The sequence below is a fragment of the Congregibacter sp. genome (assembly GCF_047617445.1).
Classification (GTDB): Bacteria; Pseudomonadota; Gammaproteobacteria; order Pseudomonadales; family Halieaceae; genus Congregibacter.
In genome coordinates this window covers 1-18,626 of sequence record NZ_JBLGBE010000021.1, presented here as the reverse complement: position 1 = coordinate 18,626, position 18,626 = coordinate 1, and the positions used below count along the sequence as shown (strand labels likewise).

Annotated in this window: 19 protein-coding genes; 3 read left to right on the top strand and 16 right to left on the bottom strand. The window is 54.3% G+C overall.

Annotated features, from left to right (window positions below; translation table 11 throughout):
* Window positions 1-47: 47 nt before the first annotated feature.
* Window positions 48-518, top strand: a complete 471-nt coding sequence (locus ACI9KD_RS07130) for a c-type cytochrome (RefSeq protein WP_414980468.1) — start codon at window positions 48-50, stop codon at window positions 516-518.
* Window positions 519-637: 119 nt separating this feature from the next.
* Here the strand turns inward: ACI9KD_RS07130 and ACI9KD_RS07125 are convergent, their stop codons facing one another.
* The 8 genes from ACI9KD_RS07125 to udk all read right to left on the bottom strand — a co-directional run bounded on the left by ACI9KD_RS07125 (window position 638) and on the right by udk (window position 7,725).
* The gene (locus ACI9KD_RS07125; RefSeq protein ID WP_414980467.1) at window positions 638-1,318 is read right to left on the bottom strand and encodes a cytochrome b/b6 domain-containing protein; all 681 of its coding nucleotides are present in this window, start codon (window positions 1,316-1,318) and stop codon (window positions 638-640) included.
* A gap of 4 nt (window positions 1,319-1,322) precedes the next feature.
* Window positions 1,323-2,030, bottom strand: a complete 708-nt coding sequence (locus ACI9KD_RS07120; RefSeq protein ID WP_414980466.1) for an NUDIX hydrolase — start codon at window positions 2,028-2,030, stop codon at window positions 1,323-1,325.
* A complete protein-coding gene (locus ACI9KD_RS07115; RefSeq protein ID WP_414980465.1) occupies window positions 2,027-3,346 on the bottom strand; it encodes an amidohydrolase in 1,320 nt (439 codons plus the stop codon). Before ACI9KD_RS07115 ends, ACI9KD_RS07120 begins: the two co-directional genes overlap by 4 nt.
* A gap of 64 nt (window positions 3,347-3,410) precedes the next feature.
* Window positions 3,411-3,830 carry a TIGR01244 family sulfur transferase gene (locus tag ACI9KD_RS07110; protein ID WP_414980464.1) on the bottom strand — a complete coding sequence of 140 codons (420 nt, stop codon included), beginning with the start codon at window positions 3,828-3,830 and terminating at the stop codon, window positions 3,411-3,413.
* 96 nt (window positions 3,831-3,926) lie between these two features.
* A complete protein-coding gene (locus tag ACI9KD_RS07105; protein WP_414980463.1) occupies window positions 3,927-4,682 on the bottom strand; it encodes a sulfite exporter TauE/SafE family protein in 756 nt (251 codons plus the stop codon).
* Window positions 4,683-4,685: 3 nt separating this feature from the next.
* On the bottom strand, window positions 4,686-5,783 hold the full coding sequence (purC, locus tag ACI9KD_RS07100; protein WP_414980462.1) for a phosphoribosylaminoimidazolesuccinocarboxamide synthase: 1,098 nt from the start codon (window positions 5,781-5,783) through the stop codon (window positions 4,686-4,688).
* Between the two features lie 71 nt (window positions 5,784-5,854).
* Complete coding sequence (locus tag ACI9KD_RS07095; RefSeq protein WP_414980461.1) at window positions 5,855-7,087, bottom strand: NupC/NupG family nucleoside CNT transporter; 1,233 nt, start codon at window positions 7,085-7,087, stop codon at window positions 5,855-5,857.
* Entirely contained in the window at window positions 7,084-7,725 is a 642-nt protein-coding gene (gene udk / locus ACI9KD_RS07090; protein WP_414980460.1) for a uridine kinase, read from the bottom strand. The genes ACI9KD_RS07095 and udk overlap by 4 nt, the downstream gene beginning before the upstream one ends.
* A 174-nt stretch (window positions 7,726-7,899) precedes the next feature.
* On the opposite strand from udk, the gene ACI9KD_RS07085 reads away from it, so the two are divergent.
* Window positions 7,900-9,984: a TonB-dependent receptor gene (locus ACI9KD_RS07085; protein ID WP_414980459.1), complete on the top strand. Its 2,085-nt coding sequence runs from the start codon at window positions 7,900-7,902 to the stop codon at window positions 9,982-9,984.
* Window positions 9,985-10,007: 23 nt separating this feature from the next.
* Here ACI9KD_RS07085 and trpS read toward each other — a convergent pair whose 3' ends face one another.
* The 5 genes from trpS to tsaB are packed head-to-tail and all read right to left on the bottom strand — an operon-like array spanning window position 10,008 to window position 14,798.
* On the bottom strand, window positions 10,008-11,015 hold the full coding sequence (gene trpS / locus ACI9KD_RS07080; protein ID WP_414980458.1) for a tryptophan--tRNA ligase: 1,008 nt from the start codon (window positions 11,013-11,015) through the stop codon (window positions 10,008-10,010).
* Between the two features lie 52 nt (window positions 11,016-11,067).
* On the bottom strand, window positions 11,068-12,363 hold the full coding sequence (locus ACI9KD_RS07075) for a M18 family aminopeptidase (protein WP_414980457.1): 1,296 nt from the start codon (window positions 12,361-12,363) through the stop codon (window positions 11,068-11,070).
* Window positions 12,356-13,258, bottom strand: a complete 903-nt coding sequence (locus tag ACI9KD_RS07070; protein WP_414980456.1) for an NAD(P)-dependent oxidoreductase — start codon at window positions 13,256-13,258, stop codon at window positions 12,356-12,358. Before ACI9KD_RS07070 ends, ACI9KD_RS07075 begins: the two co-directional genes overlap by 8 nt.
* A gap of 20 nt (window positions 13,259-13,278) precedes the next feature.
* Window positions 13,279-14,079, bottom strand: coding sequence for an undecaprenyl-diphosphate phosphatase (locus ACI9KD_RS07065; RefSeq protein ID WP_414980455.1), 801 nt, complete (start codon window positions 14,077-14,079; stop codon window positions 13,279-13,281).
* On the bottom strand, window positions 14,076-14,798 hold the full coding sequence (gene tsaB / locus ACI9KD_RS07060; protein WP_414980454.1) for a tRNA (adenosine(37)-N6)-threonylcarbamoyltransferase complex dimerization subunit type 1 TsaB: 723 nt from the start codon (window positions 14,796-14,798) through the stop codon (window positions 14,076-14,078). Before tsaB ends, ACI9KD_RS07065 begins: the two co-directional genes overlap by 4 nt.
* A 17-nt stretch (window positions 14,799-14,815) precedes the next feature.
* Here tsaB and ACI9KD_RS07055 point away from each other — a divergent pair, with 17 nt between their 5' ends.
* Complete coding sequence (locus ACI9KD_RS07055; protein ID WP_414980453.1) at window positions 14,816-15,520, top strand: molybdenum cofactor guanylyltransferase; 705 nt, start codon at window positions 14,816-14,818, stop codon at window positions 15,518-15,520.
* Here ACI9KD_RS07055 and adk read toward each other — a convergent pair.
* The 3 genes from adk to ACI9KD_RS07040 all read right to left on the bottom strand — a co-directional run.
* Window positions 15,517-16,164, bottom strand: a complete 648-nt coding sequence (adk, locus tag ACI9KD_RS07050; protein WP_414980452.1) for an adenylate kinase — start codon at window positions 16,162-16,164, stop codon at window positions 15,517-15,519. The two genes, ACI9KD_RS07055 and adk, sit on opposite strands and share 4 nt — an antisense overlap.
* Window positions 16,165-16,287: 123 nt before the next feature.
* On the bottom strand, window positions 16,288-17,109 hold the full coding sequence (mazG, locus tag ACI9KD_RS07045) for a nucleoside triphosphate pyrophosphohydrolase (protein WP_414980451.1): 822 nt from the start codon (window positions 17,107-17,109) through the stop codon (window positions 16,288-16,290).
* 50 nt (window positions 17,110-17,159) lie between these two features.
* The coding region (locus tag ACI9KD_RS07040; protein WP_414980450.1) for a RelA/SpoT family protein at window positions 17,160-18,626 on the bottom strand (1,467 nt) is incomplete at its 5' end.

The following is an 18,626-nucleotide window of genomic DNA, read 5'->3' as shown; positions in this document are numbered from 1 at the left end:
ATTGCTACGCCTCACATTTCGTACTGACATCACATAGGAGAAGTCGTATGTCGAAGAAGCTACTGGCCACAGGTTTAGCCGTACTCACTTTTGGCGGCGCCCCCATGGCCCTGTCTCATTTAGTCAAAGACGAGGCGATGCAATCCTATCGTCAATCCTACTTCACACTCATCGCCATGAACTTTGGCCCCATGACCGCCATGGTTAAGGGCGACATGCCCTGGGATGACGCAAAAATGCTGGCACTGGCTGAGGACTTTGCAGCTATCGCGAGCGTAGATGTGGCGCGCGCGTTTGGGCCGGGCTCTGATAAAGGCACAACCCGCGCCAAGCCGGAGATTTGGGAAAACACCGACGACTTTTTGGAGAAGTATGCAGCTCTGCAATCGGCGGCCGAAGGACTTCTAGCTGCGGCACAAAGCGGTGACCGAGGAACCATCGGTGGGGCCATAAAGGATACCGGCGGTGCATGCAAAGCCTGTCACGATGAGTACAAGGCCAAGGATTATCTGTACTAGTCTGCAGCGTGATTCTGCTTGGCCTCGGTTTGCGAGGCTAGGCTTCTGTCAATATTGCATCACTCAATCAGCCAAGCACCGAATGTTCTAGCTCGACGCTAACGACGCCGACCGAGACCCTACCAGTAATAGTCAGTCGGCGGAGCAGGCGCCACCTCAAGCAAGGCAAACAACATGCCTGCGAGCAAAACCGCGACTAGCAACGCTTTGTACGCAGGCTGAGCCGGACCCGTGCCGTAGCGCCCCTCGGCTTTGCCGTAGACCATAGGCCGCAATAAGCGCTGATCTCGACGACGCTCATAAAAGATCACCGAAAGCACATGCAATGCCACAAAGCCCAAAATCACATTGAAAATAGGTTCGTGGAGCGCTGCAAAAAAGTCGCTGACATCACTGTCAAATACGTAGTAAAACGGACCAGTGAACAAAACATCGTCGGAGTTCACTGTACCTGTAAGCGCCTGCGCCAAGAGCAGCATCCACAGAAGCAGAGCTGACCAGCCTCCCGGAGGACTGTGCCCCGGCGTCGTACTGGGCGTGCCCCGAAAATAGGCCAGTACAGTTTTAGGGCCCCGGAGAAAATCTCGGAAACGAGATTGAGGTGAGCCAATCAGCCCCCAACACAGTCGCGTCAGCACGGCCACCAGCAAGGTCAGACCCAAATATTGATGAATATCTTGATAGCCCTCTTCTGCCGTCCACCAACTCGCCGGCAGCAGTAAGAGGATAAGCCAGTGGATCACACGTACCGGCCAGTCCCAAAGCAGATGCTTCTGTTCGTTGGTAGGGATACTCGACACGCTATTAGTCCTGTGGGTACAGGGCCGGCTCACTGACCCCTTCATACTGGTAGCACCAGCAACCGCCAGACAAGAATGCTCGATGCCGGGGGCCCGGTGCTTGAATATCACCACTCTCACACGCCGCATCGCCAGGATAAAGGGTGACAAATCCGCCCTCATCCTCGGTCGGAAGCATGAGCGGCAAAACACGCGGACAAGGGGTTTCTTTCTCTCCCGCCAAGGCCGCAGCAGCTGTGTCATACCGAGCGACGGCACACAAGGTGATATAGGTCGGGGGCATCATGGGAAGCTCACCGGCTCTATGCAGGTCCAGCGCCCGGGCAACACCCACCCATTGGAAATCATGTATTTCACTGCCATCAATGACCACTTTGGATTCCGGCGCAACTTCTCCAGCGAAAATCCATGTCGAGAAGCGCTTACGCTCCCCCACCGGAGTCGTCCAATGACTGATCAACACCATATCTGCTGGATCGGGCGAAACTCCAGCCTCCTCCTCAGCTTCTCTCGCCGCTGCATAGCGAGCGGCCTCGTCGGGGTCATCGCCCGCTTGAGCACGATCGGCATCATCGACCGCACCACCGGGAAACACCCAAAAGCCTCCGGCAAATGCCAATGCGCGATTACGTCGCACCATAAGGACCTCCAGGTCTACCTCGCCGTCGCGAAGTAACACTACCGTGCTGGCGGCTCGCACAGGCACTGTCATTTACCCATGAGTTCCATCAAGCCTACAACTGTTGCCTCAACACCGAGAGTTACTGCCGGCTCTGGCGCAATCTTAAACAGAGGTGAGTGATGCGACGGCACCCGCTCACCGCCTGCCGCTTGCACGGCGAAGGCTTCGGGCGGTGTACCACCTACCGCGAAGTAGGTGCTTGGGATATACGGCTCGGTGGTAAAGAATGGGAAATCTTCCGAGCCCATACTCTTGCGCTTTTTATCCCACATAACATCACTGCCGAAGCGGTCTTGCCAAACGCCGCGCAGCCGTTGCGTCACCTCAAGATCATTCGCGGTGACCGGCACAGACTCATCGGACACAATCACCTCAGGCAGCTTGTCCTCGGGCAATCCCGCCACTCGACCCATATTCACCGCGACACGACGAATACCATCGAGTAGCAACTCCCGCGTCTCGGGATCGTCATTACGAACTGTGAGTTTCAAGTGAGCCCGATCAGAAATAATATTATTCTTAGTGCCGGCATGAAACGCCCCTACAGTGATAACTCCGGCATCTCGCGGTGGAAGGGTGCGACTCACAACAGTTTGCAAGGCCAGTACAATTTGCGAGCCTAGAACTACCGGGTCGACACCCGCATGCGGCGCGGCACCATGAGCTCCAATGCCATGAACAATAATCTCGACGGTGTCGCCACCCGAATACGCCGCGCCCATGACCGCCGAGAGTTTGCCCGTTGGAATCGCAGACGTTACGTGAAATGCCATCGCCATATCGGGCTGACCAAAACGCTCCCAAAGACCATCTTCCATCATGGCCTCGGCGCCGGATATACGCTCCTCTGCCGGCTGCCCAATGAGCATTAAGGTGCCCGACCAGTCATCACGCCGCGCCATCATCTGACGGGCTGTACCCACAAGACTCGTGATGTGTACATCGTGTCCACAGGCATGCATGACAAATACTTCATTACCATCAGGATCGATTTGCTTGGCAGTAGACGCGTAGTCCAACCCGCTCTTCTCTTCTACCGGCAAGCCGTCCATGTCTGCTCGCATCATAACCACAGGCCCTGGACCGTTTTCGAGAATGGCTACAAGCCCCGTTCCCCCGACACCTTCGGTCACCTCAAAACCCGTATCTCGCAGCTCTGCAGCAAGTCGTGCCGCAGTCTTGTTTTCCATGAACGATAGTTCAGGGTTTTGATGAAAGTAAACAAACAGCTCGCTAAGATGGCTTTGGTAATCGTCAGCAATCGCATCGCTGAGCGAATCAGCAAACAGCGCCGGAGAACATAAACCGCTGAATGCCAGGGGCAAAGCCAGAAGGTGTCGCTTCATAAAAATTACTCGCTAGATGTTTTATTGTCATTCAGGGAAAAAGAACCAGTAAAAATGCTCCGCACTAACGCCGAGACATAGATATAGATATAGATACATCAAAGCCCAGCTGCTGTGCATGCTGTCGCGCTTTGTCTTGCTCATCCACAGAGCGGCTGCTTATCCAGAGATTACTAGAGCGGGTACCACTTCTGCAAAATGCGAAAACAGGACGCGAACCATCAAACAGTTCCGCCATAGCGCTCAGATCAGGACCCGGATAATTAAAGGCATTCAATGGATAGTAGTGATACTCGAGACCTTCAGAAGCAGCAGCCGCTCGCATTTCCTCTGAGCTGGGCTGCCCCATAGCCTCACCATCCGGACGATTATTAATCACTACTTGATATCCGGCGGCCGCGATAGCCGCTAGATCTGCCACCTGTATTTGTGACGCAGCGGCCACGGTTTCGGTGAGTTTTACGTAGTGTGGAATGTCTTGCATGATTGTATTGAACTCATTTTTGATAAAGCCTTGATCCAAAGTATATCCCGCTGCTAGCAGTCGCAACAGCAAAGCACGGCGCTGCGACGATCGAATTCAAACCGCAAACCCCTGATACCCGTCAAATATCAGTTTAATCCCTACAAACACCAGGAACAGCGAAATGATTTTGTAGTACACAATCGGATTAGATAACTGAACCAGCCTACGACCCAGCAATACTCCCAGGGGTGCGATCGGTACTAATGCCAGCGAGTACCACAAGTTCTCCCCCGTAAACTGTCCCAGCGCGTAGTACGCAGGAAGTTTCACCAGGTTCACGACCGCAAAAAAAAGTCCCGCGGTACCGGCATAAATAAGTGGCGATAACTGCTTTGGCAACAAATACATGGCAAAGGGAGGTCCTCCTGCATGAATGCTAAAGCTGGTAAAACCCGACAGTGCGCCGATAATCGTAGCGGCCCAGCGATTGTGCTCTCTTCCCAATGACGAAAGCCAACCCAGGAGCGTTTGTAAACCAAAGGTCAGCGCCACGACGCCTACCAACAGTCGCATGATTGCGTCATTCACGAAACTTGCCAGTAGATATCCCGACAGTAAGCCCAGTAACGCGCCAGGCAACAATAAGTGCAACGCGCGCGCATCAAACTGTCCTCGGTAGCTATAAACGACCACCACGTCCATCACCACAAGAATAGGCAGAAGGATCGCGGCGGCCTGAGCCGGCGACATCATTAGCGCCATGAGGGGAACAGCGAGAATGGCCACTGCACCACCAAAGCCGCCTTTGGCCACCCCATAAAGCATCACCGCTGGGACGCTCACCAGGTAAAACATCGGGTCTTGCAACATAGGCTAAACAACCAGACCGAAGCGCTCGTTGAGAAGATCCAGGATCAGCTCCCGGGGCCGGTCGATCTCAGGCAAGGGCGACCTAAGAATACGCTCAGCTTGCACGGCATAGGTACGTGAAAGGTTTTCAAAAAATGCATCCGGAACAGCGTTGCGCCTTGCATAAGTGTTGCGTTCGCTCATACGCGTCGGATCAAGAAGCATGTCTCGATCATCGACCCAGGACATCAAGGCTTCACGAAATTGTTCTTTGCTATGTTCTCGAGGCTCTCCCTGCTCCCAGTCATCCCGTCGCCAGATACGCGATGAGTCAGGCGTGCCCACTTCATCCATATAAATGAGCTCGTCACCACCGTGAAGTGCCGGCGCGATCCCAAATTCAAACTTGGTGTCCACTAACAGTTCACCCTGCTGGGCAAGGGATTGCTCGATGCACTCAAAGCCTGAGCTTAGTGCCGCCACGCAGGCATCCAATTGTGCTTCAGACTGTAAGCCAAATGCGTCGTAGTGCCTCCGAAGCGCGGCAGGCGACAGTGGCGCGTCGTCGGTCTCGGAAACGTCCGCTAAGCCGCGCACAATACCTTTGGTGGAGGGCGTAAACAGCAGCTCAGAAAACCTCTGGAACTGTGTCAAACCATCGGGAAGCTCTACCCCGCCGATGATGCGCTGCCCCTGCTCGTAAGCACGCCATAAAGACCCTGTGAGGTAGCGACGGGCAATGGCCTCAATCATTAGAGGTCTGGCCTGACGCACGATCCACACCATGGGGTGTGGCATTTCCAACAAATGATGCGGAGCCAGTTGCGCATGACCGAAGGATTCAAACCAGTGGGCAGCGATAGCATTTAGCGCTGCCCCCTTACCTTGAACCCCGCTAAAACTATCGCTGTGCCACAAACAGTCGAAGGCTGATAGTCGATCAGAAATTACCATCACCGCCAGGTCGCTGTGCGCTGCAACGGGATAGCCCCGCTCTTGAATCAGGCGCCGAGAATCTTCTGGGCGGAGAAAGTACACCGAACGCACCTTCCCACTGTGCACCGGCCGGGCTACCGCAAGAGGCAGATCATCGCTGACGGTTAACACCGATTGCACGCTCATAACTGAAAAAGCCGCCCGTCACCGGGGAGAAAACAAAAAGGATCGCGTAAAAGCACAGTCATCGCTCGTTATCAGGCCAAAGAGAGAAAAAAGCTGGCAATAGCGGCACTGAGCAGATTAGCCAAAAAACCACCCAGTACAGCACGAAGTCCCAGCTGCGCAATCAGTGGGCGACGTTGTGGCGCAAGAGTCCCCAGACCACCAATCAGAATCGCGATGGAGGACAGATTGGCAAACCCACAGAGCGCGAAAGAAACAACGGCTTGCGAGTGAGCACTTAGCTGCGCTTTATCTTCGTAAAACGATCCGAAGGCGACAAACTCATTGAGCACCACTTTCTGCCCGATGAGGTTTCCCGCAACCGCAGCTTCGTCCCAAGGAACACCCAGTAAGTAGGCCATAGGTCTAAATAGATTACCCAATATGAGTTCAAGGGACAGCGCCTCCCAACCCACTAAGCCGCCGAGACCTGCCAATACGCCGTTGAGCAAGGCAATCAAGCCCACAAAGGCCAGAAGCATCGCGCCAATATTGACCGCTAGAGACAAACCGCTCGCCGCACCGGTGGCTGCAGCGTCGAAAATATTAACGCTTTTCTCAATGCTCAGATCCAGTGAGTCCTCAGCCCTGGACACTGCCTGCTGCTCCGGAACCAAGAGCTTGGCCATGAGTAAGCCCCCGGGCGCTGCCATAAAACTCGCGGCTAACAAGTAGCGCATCTCAACACCAAGAGCCACATAACCGGCAAGTACTGAGCCTGCCACCGTTGCCATACCACCCACCATAACGGCAAATAGTTCTGAGCGCGTCATGGACGCTATGTAAGGCTTAATGACCAAGGGCGCTTCGGTCTGACTAACAAATACATTAGCCGTCGCCGACATCGACTCTGCCGGACTGGTACCAAGGAGTCGCTGCAAAGCGCCGCCAAGTATGCGAATCACCCAACCCATCACGCCAATGTGGTACAGCACCGCCACGAGAGACGAAAAGAAAATAATGATGGGTAACACGTGAAAGGCAAACACAAAACCCACCTCGTAACGACCGATGTCACCGAACACAAAGTCGATGCCTGACTGACCGTAGCTAATCACACGACCGACCCCGGTAGACAAGGATTCGAGAATCGCGCGACCTGCGGGAAGATAAAGCGCTATACCGCCAATGCCCACCTGCAACAGAAAGGCACCGCCAACAGTTCTCAGCGACACGGAACGTCGATCGAGAGAAAAGGCCCAAGCAATGGCAATCAGTACCACTATCGCTATTAAAGCAAGCACCGCGGTAGGCAGGCTATTCACGACTTGGCCACTTCACGAGACAAAGACAGCAACATATTCCGCACTACGTCCAAGGCGACGCGATTACGCCCACCTCGGGTAATCACCATATCGGCATGCCGAACACTGGGACGAATGAACTCCTGATACATCGGCCGCACTGTCTCCTGATACTGGGTGGTCACCGAGTCGAGGCTTCGGCCGCGTTCTTTAAGATCTCGCGCCATGCGTCGCAGTAGACAAATATCTAAAGGCGTATCCATGTAAAACTTAATATCGAATGCTTTTCGAAGTGCTGCATCAGTCAACAGCAGAATCCCCTCAACGATGATCACCGCCGCTGGCTCGATGCGCACAGTTTCACTCCGGCGGCTATGTATTGTGTAGTCGTACAGTGGCGAATCCACAGCGTTCCCTGCGCTGAGTTCGTGCAGGTGGCTCGCCAAAAGATCCTGCTCGATGGCATTTGGATGATCATAATTAACTTTCTCGCGATCCTTAAAGGCTATCTGACCCTGATCACGGTAATAGGCGTCCTCTTTGATAAGCACCACCCCCAGTTGCGGGGCGTCACGCCTCACCTCTTCACAAAGCGTCTCGGCGAAAAGACTTTTTCCTGAACCCGAGGGACCGGCTATGGCAATAACGAAGGGCTGCAAAGGACATGTACCTACAGGCAGGAATAGAATCCGCCAGTCTAGCGGTTGAACGCCCCCACCCCAAGCTTCGCGGCACTCGCCGAACCGGCAATAGGAATGGTCACTTGGTGATCAAAGCTTGGGGCCGGAGCCCGGCTCCGTTACACTGCCGCGCAATCTAACAGGACTTAAACTATGGGTTTTCACTCTTCAAAGACCTTACGAACTCTCCTTAGCCTTTCAGGCTTGGTATTCGCGACGTCAGTGCTTGCTCAGGGTGACGATGAAGCTGTATCTCGCCTTGAACAGGTGATTGTGAGTGCCACTCGTGAACCCGAAACAGGCTTGAACCTCGCACTCCCCTGGTCGCGCATCGACGATGAAGCCTTGAAGCTGACCAGCGCCGTACATATCAATCAAATCATGCAGCGCGCGCCGGGCGCCTGGATATCGCGGGGCAACGGCCAGGAAAGTCTCATCGCCCTGCGTTCGCCAGTGCTTACCGGCAGTGGTGGCTGCGGCGCTTTTTACACCGCATGGGACGGCATCAGCTTGCGTGCACCCGGGTTTTGCAACGTCAATCAGTTGTTTGACGTAAACAGTGAGCAAGCGGGCGCCATCGAAATCATCCGCGGCCCAGGCACCTCTGTATATGGCGCCAACGCCGTGCACGGCGTCATCAACACACTGACCGCCGATCCACGCCGCGGCCCGCAAAACGCATACGCTGTAGAGGCCGGTCCTAATGACTACTACAGAGTACGCGGTGAGTTTCGCGCAGAGCATGGCGAACACGCATTCGGCGCGTACTTTAATGGCGCCAGCGACGGTGGCTACAAAGACAACGCCGGCTTCGATCAGCAAAAACTTACGCTTCGACATGACTACAGCGGCGATGTATGGCAGGTCCAAAACGCACTGGAAGCGACTAATCTCAATCAGGAGACATCCGGGTTCGTCGCGGGATTCGAAGCCTATAAAGACCCCTCTAAAAAACGATTGAACCCAAACCCAGAAGCGTACCGGGACAGCTTTGCACTGCGCGCTTACAGCCGGTGGGAACGCGAGACCAGCGCAGGACAGTTAAGTATCACGCCCTACTTCCGCCGTACCACCATGGAGTTCCTACAGCACTTTTTGCCCTGGCAGCCCACAGAAAAAAATGGGCAAGAGAGCCTGGGTTTGCGTGTATCCCTGAGTGACAGTACCGAAAACATCAGCTGGAGTGCCGGCATTGACATTGACGCCACTCGCGGATGGCTTAGTGAGGTTCAAGCGAATGCCTTTAGCCCCAATCAGCCCGCCGGGGTGCACTACGACTATGAAGTCGACGCACTTTCAGCTGCGCTCTATGCTCAGGCAAACTGGCAACTGACGTCTCGTCTGGGACTCGCTACAGGCCTGCGACTCGAACAAAACAGCTATGACTATGATAATCAAACAGACGACGGATCTGCCTGTGCGCCAGAAGCCAGTGCCTGTCGATTTTTTCGTCCTGCAGATCGCGAAGACGATTTCAGCAACGGCAGCGTCAACCTTGGTATCACCTATGCTCTTAGCGACACTCATCGTGTTTACCTCCGCGGTGCGCACGGCTTTCGCCCCCCACAGGCTGCCGAACTATACCGACTGCAATCAGGTCAAGAAATTGCCGATCTCGATAGCGAAACGATTAGCAGTGTTGACCTCGGCCTAAGAGGCGAAATCGGTGGCTTTAGCTATGACACGTCTATGTACAGCATGCAAAAGCGTGACGTTATTTTTCAAAATGCCGACCGACAGAACGTCAGCGGTGCACAGACAAGCCATGAAGGCATCGAGTTCAGCCTTTACTGGGCCGGCGAATCCGGATGGTATGCCGGGGTAGATGGAAACATCGCCCGGCATAAGTACGACAGTGATGCAAACCTCCTGGGATCGCGACTGGGTATCGAAGGTAATGACATCGATACAGCCCCACGACAGTTTGGCAGCGCCCGCGTCGGTCTTGATGTCTCACTCCAGAACAACCGCAGCCTGCGTACGGAACTAGAGTGGGTACATATGGGTAGTTACTATCTGGAGCCGAATAATCTGCATGAGTATGAGGGTCACGAGTTACTTAACCTACGTATGGCCCTGGCTTTGGGAAAGGGCTTCAGTACCAGCTTGCGTGTTACAAATTTGCTTAACGAAGAGTATGCGGAGCGCGCAGACTTCGGATTTGGCGCCTACCGTTACTTCGTAGGAGAATCCCGAGGGGTCTTTGTGGAATTCGCATACTCTCCCGAATGGCGATAGCCATCCTGGTACTGCAATAACAGTCAGGCCATGGGCCTGATGCCGACAGCGGACCGTACCTTCGCCATCAGTGGCACACTGTGCTCGCGAGCGCGCTCAGCCCCCTGGCGAAGCACGGTCTCTATATGACCGGGGTCTGCGATCAATCGGTCGTACTCTTCGCGAGGCTCTTTCAGCTCTTCGTTAATCAACTCGAATAACTGCTTTTTAGCTTCACCCCAGGCGATACCCTCTGCAAACGCTTGTTCCATAGAAGCAATGCCTGCCTGATCCGCAAAGGCGCACCACAGTTGAAACACCGTGGAGTCGCCTGTGTTCTTTGCCTCCCCGGGTTCCAGAAGATTCGTTTTCACCTTATTGATCGCCTTCTTCAAGCGCTTTTCAGTGTCAAACAGTGGAATCGTATTGTTGTAGCTCTTGCTCATCTTGCGACCGTCCAATCCCTGTAGAACAGCCACGTTGGCGTCAACCTGCGCCTCGGGCAGAACAAACAGCTCGGCATAATTGTGGTTAAAGCGCTGCGCAATATCTCGCGCCATCTCCACGTGCTGAATCTGATCGCGTCCTACGGGTATGTCATGCGCTCGGAACATCAGAATGTCTGCAGCCATGAGTACCGGGTAACTGAACAGGCCCATGGTCACCGCCAAGTCAGGATCATCGCCGTTTTCCTCGTTAGCCTGAACCGCCGCCTTATAAGCGTGCGCTCGATTCATCAGTCCTTTGGCCGCACTACAATTAAGAATCCAGGTGAGTTCAGCGATTTCCGGAATGTCTGACTGCCGATAAAACACTGCACGAGTCGTATCGAGACCCAAAGCCAGCCAAGTTGCCGCAATCTCCAGCGCAGAACGTTGTACGAGCTCCGGGTCACTGCATTTGATCAGGGCGTGGTAGTCCGCCAAAAAGAAAAAGGAATCGTTATCCGCCTGCTTCGCAGACTCGATAGCAGGTCGAATCGCCCCCACATAATTACCCAGGTGTGGAGCACCCGTGGTTGTAATTCCCGTCAGCACGCGACGCACGCTCATCGTTCTCTCCCTGAAAAACTTGCTGTAACTGGTGATCATCTAACGTTAATAGCTAGTGGCCCTTGGCGAATAACGGCGCGGGATGTCGGAAATACGCGCCCAGCACACACTGAAGCGACCAGGCATCGTCGCTTCCAGCCAGCTCACGAATAGAATGCATTCCAAAGGTCGGGACGCCTATATCCAAGGTAGTAACCCCCAGTTCCACAGCGGTAATAGGACCGATGGTACTGCCACAAGCCATGTCTGCGCGCATAGCAAAGCTCTGCACGCCCACATCTTCTTGTCTGGCAAGCAATCGAAACAAAGCGGCTCCGTCACTGGTAGTTGCATAACGCTGGCTGACATTCATCTTAATCACCGGCCCACCATTGATCACTGGACCATGGCGTTCGTCGTGTTTGTCTGGATAACTGGGATGCACTGCATGGGCATTGTCCGCCGAGATCATCATTGATCGCTGCATTAGCAAGGGCAAAGCGCCGTGATTGTTCAGTACAGCCTGCAAAAAGTACTGAAGCATAGGCCCCTGTGCGCCTGTTGCGGACCGTGAACCAACCTCTTCATGATCGTTACAAACCAGTAGAGCCCATTGCGATCCATCGGCTTCAAGCAGGGCCTGAAGACCCGTATAACAGGACAACAAATTGTCGAGGCGTGCCGAAGCAATAAACTCTCCCTGGATACCAATTTGTGCAGGTGGCTGCGTATCGTAAAAACACAGTTCGTAATCCAGCACCTCAATGATCTGAATATTTTTGCCTCGCAGATGTTCACGCAGAAAATCTCGAAGACTAAAGTCCCCCGTGTTCATGGACAAAAGCGGTGCCATCTGGGTTTGCGCGTTAATACTTCGATTGTTATTAGCTTCGCGATCGAGATGGATGGCCAAACTGGGTATCACTGCAATGGGATCGCGAAAATCGACCAGCGTCGTAGCGACGGCCCCGTCAACATCCTGGTAACTCACCCGACCCGCTAGCGAAAGATCACGATCAAACCAAGGGTTCAACAAAGCGCCGCCGTACACCTCGATGCCGAGTTGCAGATAGCCGAGGTCGAATTGTTCCGGCTGCGGTTTCACCATTAGACAGGGACTATCGGTGTGAGCTCCCACCATGCGCAAACCGCTATCAAGTAAAGGTCCGCTTCCGGGAAGCAGCGCGATGAGGCTTCCCGCCTGCGCATAGAACACTCCCGCACTACCGGGACTCAGATCAGTATCGGCGTCAAAAGCCTGAAAGCCGGCCTCAACCAGCCGGTGCGACATAGCCTGCACGGCATGAAAAGACGTTGTCGACTCTGACAAGAACTCAAGCAAACCTTCATTAAACTGCTGTTTATCCATCAGCCCCGTCCTCATTAGTGGACTCCGAATGCTTCTGCGACAAACGCGCGAGCAGGCTACTGGTATCCCAACGTCCTCCTCCCATAGACTGTACATCCCCGTAAAAGCCATCGACGATTTGAGTCACCGGTAAATCGAGACCCAATCGCCGCGATTCGGCCAGGACAATCGCCAGATCCTTACGCATCCAGTCCACCGCAAAACCGTGCTCATACTCGCCGGCCAGCATGGTCTTATAGCGGTTCTGCATTTGCCACGACTGCGCCGCGCCCTGGCTAATAACTTCGACCACCGCCGCAGTATCCAGACCTGCTCGCTGCGAAAAGAGCAGCGCTTCGGACAAGCCTTCTACAACACCTGCTATACATATCTGATTAACCATTTTGGCCAACTGACCTGCACCGCTGGGTCCGAGCAGTCGCACGCAGCGCGCATAGCACTCCATAACCGGTAGCGCTTTCTCAAATGCCGCAGGCTCTCCGCCTGCCATCACCGTGAGAATCCCTCCCTCGGCGCCCGCTTGTCCACCACTAACGGGAGCATCCACAAAGCCTATATCTCGCGCCTTACACATCACCGCAAGTTCTCTTGCCAATTCCGCCGAAGCTGTTGTGTGATCAACAATCACAGCGCCAGCGGTAATACCTTCAAGTACTCCTTGGCTGCCACAGATCACCTCACGCACGTCGTCGTCATTGCCTACGCAAAGCGCCACGATATCAGCGCCGGCTGAAGCCTCTGCGGGAGTTTTTGCAGCAACTCCAGCGTGTTCTTCTAGCCAAAGATCTGCCTTGGCAGGACTGCGGTTGTAAACACATACATCATGACCGGCACGAGACAGATGTCCCGCCATAGGAAAGCCCATCACGCCCAAACCCAGAAAAGCTACCTTCATCTATCGTATTTCCTCGAAACTCATGCCCACCACAAAGCGCATAAAACAGCACCCAACAGTAGGCGGTAGATAACAAACGGCATCATGCCCACAGCTTCTATCAAGCGCAGAAACACCGCGATACATGCGTAGGCACTGAGCGCTGCGACGGCGGTACCCATAAGCACAACCGGCAAATGTACGAGAGTATCTGCACCCATCATTTCAGACACCTTGAACAGTGCTGCGCCCAGTATGATTGGAATAGACAATAAGAAAGAAAACCGAGCAGCCGCATGTCGAGAAAGCCCCAGAAGCAAGCCCGCAGTAATCGTTATGCCAGACCTCGAGGTACCCGGAATAGGTGCAATCGCTTGGGCGCAGCCGATGATCAGCGCGACTCGCCAACTCGCCACTGTCGTCTTGGCGACGGACTCTACACGACGATCGGCGTAGCCCAGCAATAACGCGAAAACGATTGTCGTCGTCGCGATCACCGGCACACTACGCAGCGAATCCATAACGTCACTCAGAATGAAGCCCACGATCACCGCAGGGATGGTGGCCAAGGCCAGGTACGTGATCTCCCAGCTGCTGTCGTTCATTTCTCGCTCGACCAAAGCGGCCCAACCGCCCTCAGTCAAGGCCCATAAGTCCTGTCGGAAATACACAACCACCGCAGTCAGCGTGCCAAAGTGCACTGCCACATCAAAGGCTAGCCCTTGATCTGGCCAACCCAAAAGCATGGACGGCAACAACAGATGCGCCGAACTGGAAATAGGAAGAAACTCCGTAAGGCCTTGAATCAGCGCTAGCAATAGTCCCTGCCACCACTCAATCATGCGATGCGACCTTGCTCGGCCAGTGTTTTCCAACCAATACGTGTTTGCACATAATCTGGCGCCGCCAACATGGGATCTTGTGCCTGACCCGACTCAAGAGCCTGTAGAGCGGGTGCGAACATGTCCCGAGCCTCGGGCAACACATCCGGCCAGCACGTTGCCTGCTCACGAATCGCCTCAGGCATCGCATTGAGGAAGACAAGGCCACTGCCTACGCCCAAAAATCTGCACTCATCATCTCCTGAGCGACTCGCGGGCTGCTCAATGGCCTCTGGCACGGCAACAAAGGCGTCTCCTCTGGCGGTGAGCTTACTCCCGTCGCAATCAAACCACTGCCCGTAAACCTGGCCAATACGCGCATCGATGCAACTGAATATGCGCACCGGCTGAATGATTGATTCGGTGCGCAGAAGCGTTCGCACCTGAGTTTCGAGGCTGGAAACACTAATCACAGGTATGCCAAGACTAAACGCCAATCCCTGCGCGGCACTTACGGCAATACGCAGTCCGGTAAACGAACCAGGACCCCGACCGTATACAATTGCCTGTAATTCCAACTCAGATACTTTGCGGCCGTCTAGCAGTTCATCCAGTAAGCTGAACAATAGCTGCTGGTGCTGCCTTGGCATAATCCGGTGTAGTGACTTGCACCCGCGTTCATCCAAGAGCGCGAGGCTCAGAGCATCAGTGGCACTATCAATGGCAAGAAGGCGATTCAAGTGAGTGAGATCTAGTAATGATGGACGCTGATTATCCCACACAATCATTGTCTGGAGAGAAGGTCGCGACCTCAGAACGCGATGTTCCAGCCCGTTCTGGCACCGTAGGGCTTGTGCTTTGTGGGGGTGCAGGCCGACGCATGGGCGGCCGGGATAAGGGACTCATAGATGTCGATGGCCGCCCTGCCGTAGCAAGGGCCCTCGAACTACTCAAACCCCTCTGCGACAACTGCTTTATCAGCGCAAACCGCAATGAAGATCGCTACGCCAGCCTCAATATGGGTAGCGTAGTCGGTGATTTACGCGCGGACCTTCAGGGCCCTTTGGCCGGTATAGAAGCGATTATTCCTGCGCTGACACCCGCTACAGAATGCAGGCGCCTACTACTACTACCCTGCGATTTGCCGCAACTGTCTGGAGAGGTTCCAAAACTGCTATTGGCCGAGCTGGATGCCAGGCCTGACTTAGATATCGTTTACGCAGGCACTGAAGGACAGTCTCACTATCTCTGCGCAGCTCTTCGCGCAGAGATCCTAAAGAGCGTTCGTAAGCAACTGGATGAAGGCGAACGAGCGGTACACCGCTGGTACGCGCTGCATGCCAGCGCCGTGCTGCTTTTTAACGGCGTGCTGGCAGATGGGTTTATGAACATCAATACAAATGAAGATCGGAACCTGAGGCCTCTAGTAGCGGGCCTCAGACAGAACAGCTCCGAACGTTAGCTGGCGAGTGCGTCTACCACCTTGGCACGAATCTCTTGCACATTGCCGACACCGGCAATGAAGTGATACGCGGGCGCACTTTCACCGGTCATACCGCTATAAAACTTCACCAAAGGCCGAGTTTGTTCCTGATACACGGCAAGTCTCTTGCGCACAGTTTCCTCGAGATCATCGTCACGCTGCACCAGCGCGTCTCCGGTCTCGTCATCAATGCCCGACACTTTCGGCGGATTGTGTTCGATATGGTAAATCCGCCCAGAACCTGGGTGCACTCGTCGTCCGCTTAGGCGTTTGACGATTTCTTCATCGTCTACGGCTATCTCTAAAACGTGATCAATGGACACCCCCGCATCAACCATAGCCTGCGCTTGAGGAATAGTGCGTGGAAAACCGTCGAAGAGGCTGCCGCCCGCACAATCTGGCTCACTGATACGTTCTTTAACCAGACCGATAATAATATCGTCCGAAACCAAGCCACCAGAATCCATGACCGCTTTGGCCTTCTGACCCATCTCAGTGCCTGCTTTCACCGCAGCTCTGAGCATATCGCCAGTGGATATCTGAGGAATGCCAAAGGCTTCGGTAATGTACTGAGCCTGAGTTCCCTTTCCGGCGCCGGGGGCTCCGAGCAGAATCAATCGCATGGACTTCCTCGTTATCTGTGGTTTGTTTTTCACACCGTCTACAGGCTACCGCTGCACCCGGGCCGAACACCATACCGGCAGCATCGAGGGGAAACAAGCAGCCGTTGGTCGTAGGTTTGTGCGCTACTCAGACGCTTTTGCCTGATCCCATAACAGCTCCATTGCGGCAGCGTCCAGTGCTTCAAGCACTGTACCCTGCCTCGTGCATTGCGCCTCCATGCTGCGGAACCTTCGCTCGAACTTACTACTGGCGCGGCGCAGTGCTGTTTCCGCATCTATTTTCAAGTGTCGAGATAGATTCACCACGGTAAAAAGAAGGTCACCCAGTTCGTCTTCGATATCACTTGAATTTTGCTCGACGATCGCTTCTCGCAACTCCTTTAGCTCTTCATCGATTTTGGGGAGCACCGCTTCCACATTGGGCCAGTCGAAGCCAACCCGCGCAGCGCGCTTCTGCAGTTTCTGCGCGCGAGGTAGAGCGGGCAACGCGACCGGTACGTCGTCCAGCGCACCGTGCTGAGCGCGCTGTGCACGTTCTTGGGCTTTGATCTGCTCCCATTGTTTCTTTATCGCCGCAGTACTTCTCGAATCGTCAGCGGATACATCAACCACAGCTTCTATCTGGCCGCCTGCAAAGACATGGGGATGCCGGCGAAGAAGCTTATCTGCCAAACCATGAACGACGGATTGAAAACTGAACAGATCCCTCTCCGCCCCCAATTGTGCATAAAACACCACCTGAAACAGCACATCCCCCAACTCATCGGCAAGATGGGGATAATCTCCTGCCTCAATAGCGGCAGCTAACTCATAGCACTCCTCCAGGGTGGAGGGCACAATACTTGCGAAGTCTTGCTGCACATCCCAGGGACATCCATGTTCCGGGTCGCGTAAGCGCTGCATGATGCGTAACAAATCGGCGATGCTGTAATGTGTATCCTGCACGGGGTTTCCTCACAGTACGACTCAGCTCAAGACTGAGCTTTGGGGTAGTTCTAGCTGCTCACACGGCGCGCGGAGATGACATTCTTGAGCCGATTGAGGCGCTCAAGCAGCTTTGCCAAAGAGCCTAAATCACCCACCTCAACCGTTAAACGCATGGCCGCAGCGTGGGCTTTACGATTAGTCTGGGTCTCAATGGACAGTACGTTAATCCGCGCATTGGCAAACATGGAGGTAACGTCTCTCAGTAGGCCCTGGCGGTCATAGGCTTCAATAGCAATATCAACCTCAAAGCGTTCATCGGGCGTACTGCCCCACTCCACATCGATGACACGCTCAGGATTCTGTTCGGATATTTTAAGCACACGTGCACAGTCTTCACGATGAATACTGACTCCCCTGCCCTGGGTGATAAAACCTGTGATTTCGTCACCGGGCACGGGCTTACAACACCCAGCGAGATTGGTCATAAGGTTGCCAACCCCTTGAACTTGTGCCGTATTGCGTTTACGCGCACTACTGGGCCGGCTAACACGCAGCTCCGGCTGGGGCTTACTTCCTATGAGTGTTTCCGCCGCATTTACCACCTGCGAGGCAGAAAGGTCACCTGAACCTACCGCTGCATACATATCATCTACTGTAGGAACGCTAAGCCGGACTGCAATGCGCTTGTAATCGACGCTTGTGAGTGCCAAACGACGAAATTCTCGCTCCAGGAGCTGGCGACCGGCATCGACATTCTCTTCCCGGGCCTGCCCCTTAAACCACGCTTGGACCTTGGCTCGTGCTCGATGCGTTTGAATAAAACCGAGGCTGGACTGCAACCAATCTCTGCGGGGCCGGTTTTCGCGCCCGGTAAGAATTTCAACGCGATCGCCAGTTTGAAGACTGTGTGTGAGAGGCACGATGTGGCCGTTCACTTTCGCGCCCCGACAACGATGACCGACTTCGGTATGAACGTGGTACGCGAAATCAAGCGGTGTACCACCACTGGCGAGATTCACAACATCGCCCCGGGGGGTGAATACATACACACGATCCTGTGCAACATTGAACTGCAGTTGGTCTTCGACACTTACCGCGTCGCCGCTCTCTTCATGCCAATCAAGAACTTGGCGCAGCCAGTTAATCTTTTCATCGTAGCTAGAGCCAGAACCCTGTCGGGTATCCGTGCCCTTGTAGCGCCAATGAGCACAGACACCGAGCTCTGCCTCCTCGTGCATTTCATGCGTGCGGATCTGAACTTCAAGAATTTTGCCTTCGGGACCGATCACTGCGGTATGCAAAGAGCGGTAACCATTCTCTTTGGGATTCGCGATATAGTCATCGAACTCATTGGGTATGTTGCGCCACAAGCCATGCACCAACCCAAGTGTTGCGTAGCAGTCTTTTAGTTCGGACACCTCAATTCGCACCGCGCGGATATCATAGACTTGTGAAAAGCCGATGCCCTTACGCTGCATTTTTCGCCAGATACTGTAGATATGCTTTGAACGACCGCTGACCTCAACATCAATGCC

Excerpts from the sequence above, each read along its gene's own strand:
- trpS (WP_414980458.1), bottom strand. The coding sequence starts at position 11,015 with ATGAGCGTGCGTCGCGTGCTGACGGGAATTACAACCACGGGTGCTCCA.
- ACI9KD_RS07130 (WP_414980468.1), top strand. The coding sequence starts at position 48 with ATGTCGAAGAAGCTACTGGCCACAGGTTTAGCCGTACTCACTTTTGGC.
- ACI9KD_RS07110 (WP_414980464.1), bottom strand. The coding sequence starts at position 3,830 with ATGCAAGACATTCCACACTACGTAAAACTCACCGAAACCGTGGCCGCT.
- ACI9KD_RS07105 (WP_414980463.1), bottom strand. The coding sequence starts at position 4,682 with ATGTTGCAAGACCCGATGTTTTACCTGGTGAGCGTCCCAGCGGTGATG.
- ACI9KD_RS07075 (WP_414980457.1), bottom strand. The coding sequence starts at position 12,363 with ATGGATAAACAGCAGTTTAATGAAGGTTTGCTTGAGTTCTTGTCAGAG.
- adk (WP_414980452.1), bottom strand. The coding sequence starts at position 16,164 with ATGCGATTGATTCTGCTCGGAGCCCCCGGCGCCGGAAAGGGAACTCAG.
- ACI9KD_RS07085 (WP_414980459.1), top strand. The coding sequence starts at position 7,900 with ATGGGTTTTCACTCTTCAAAGACCTTACGAACTCTCCTTAGCCTTTCA.
- ACI9KD_RS07120 (WP_414980466.1), bottom strand. The coding sequence starts at position 2,030 with ATGACAGTGCCTGTGCGAGCCGCCAGCACGGTAGTGTTACTTCGCGAC.
- purC (WP_414980462.1), bottom strand. The coding sequence starts at position 5,783 with ATGAGCGTGCAATCGGTGTTAACCGTCAGCGATGATCTGCCTCTTGCG.
- ACI9KD_RS07115 (WP_414980465.1), bottom strand. The coding sequence starts at position 3,346 with ATGAAGCGACACCTTCTGGCTTTGCCCCTGGCATTCAGCGGTTTATGT.
- ACI9KD_RS07070 (WP_414980456.1), bottom strand. The coding sequence starts at position 13,258 with ATGAAGGTAGCTTTTCTGGGTTTGGGCGTGATGGGCTTTCCTATGGCG.
- ACI9KD_RS07065 (WP_414980455.1), bottom strand. The coding sequence starts at position 14,079 with ATGATTGAGTGGTGGCAGGGACTATTGCTAGCGCTGATTCAAGGCCTT.
- ACI9KD_RS07055 (WP_414980453.1), top strand. The coding sequence starts at position 14,816 with ATGATGGACGCTGATTATCCCACACAATCATTGTCTGGAGAGAAGGTC.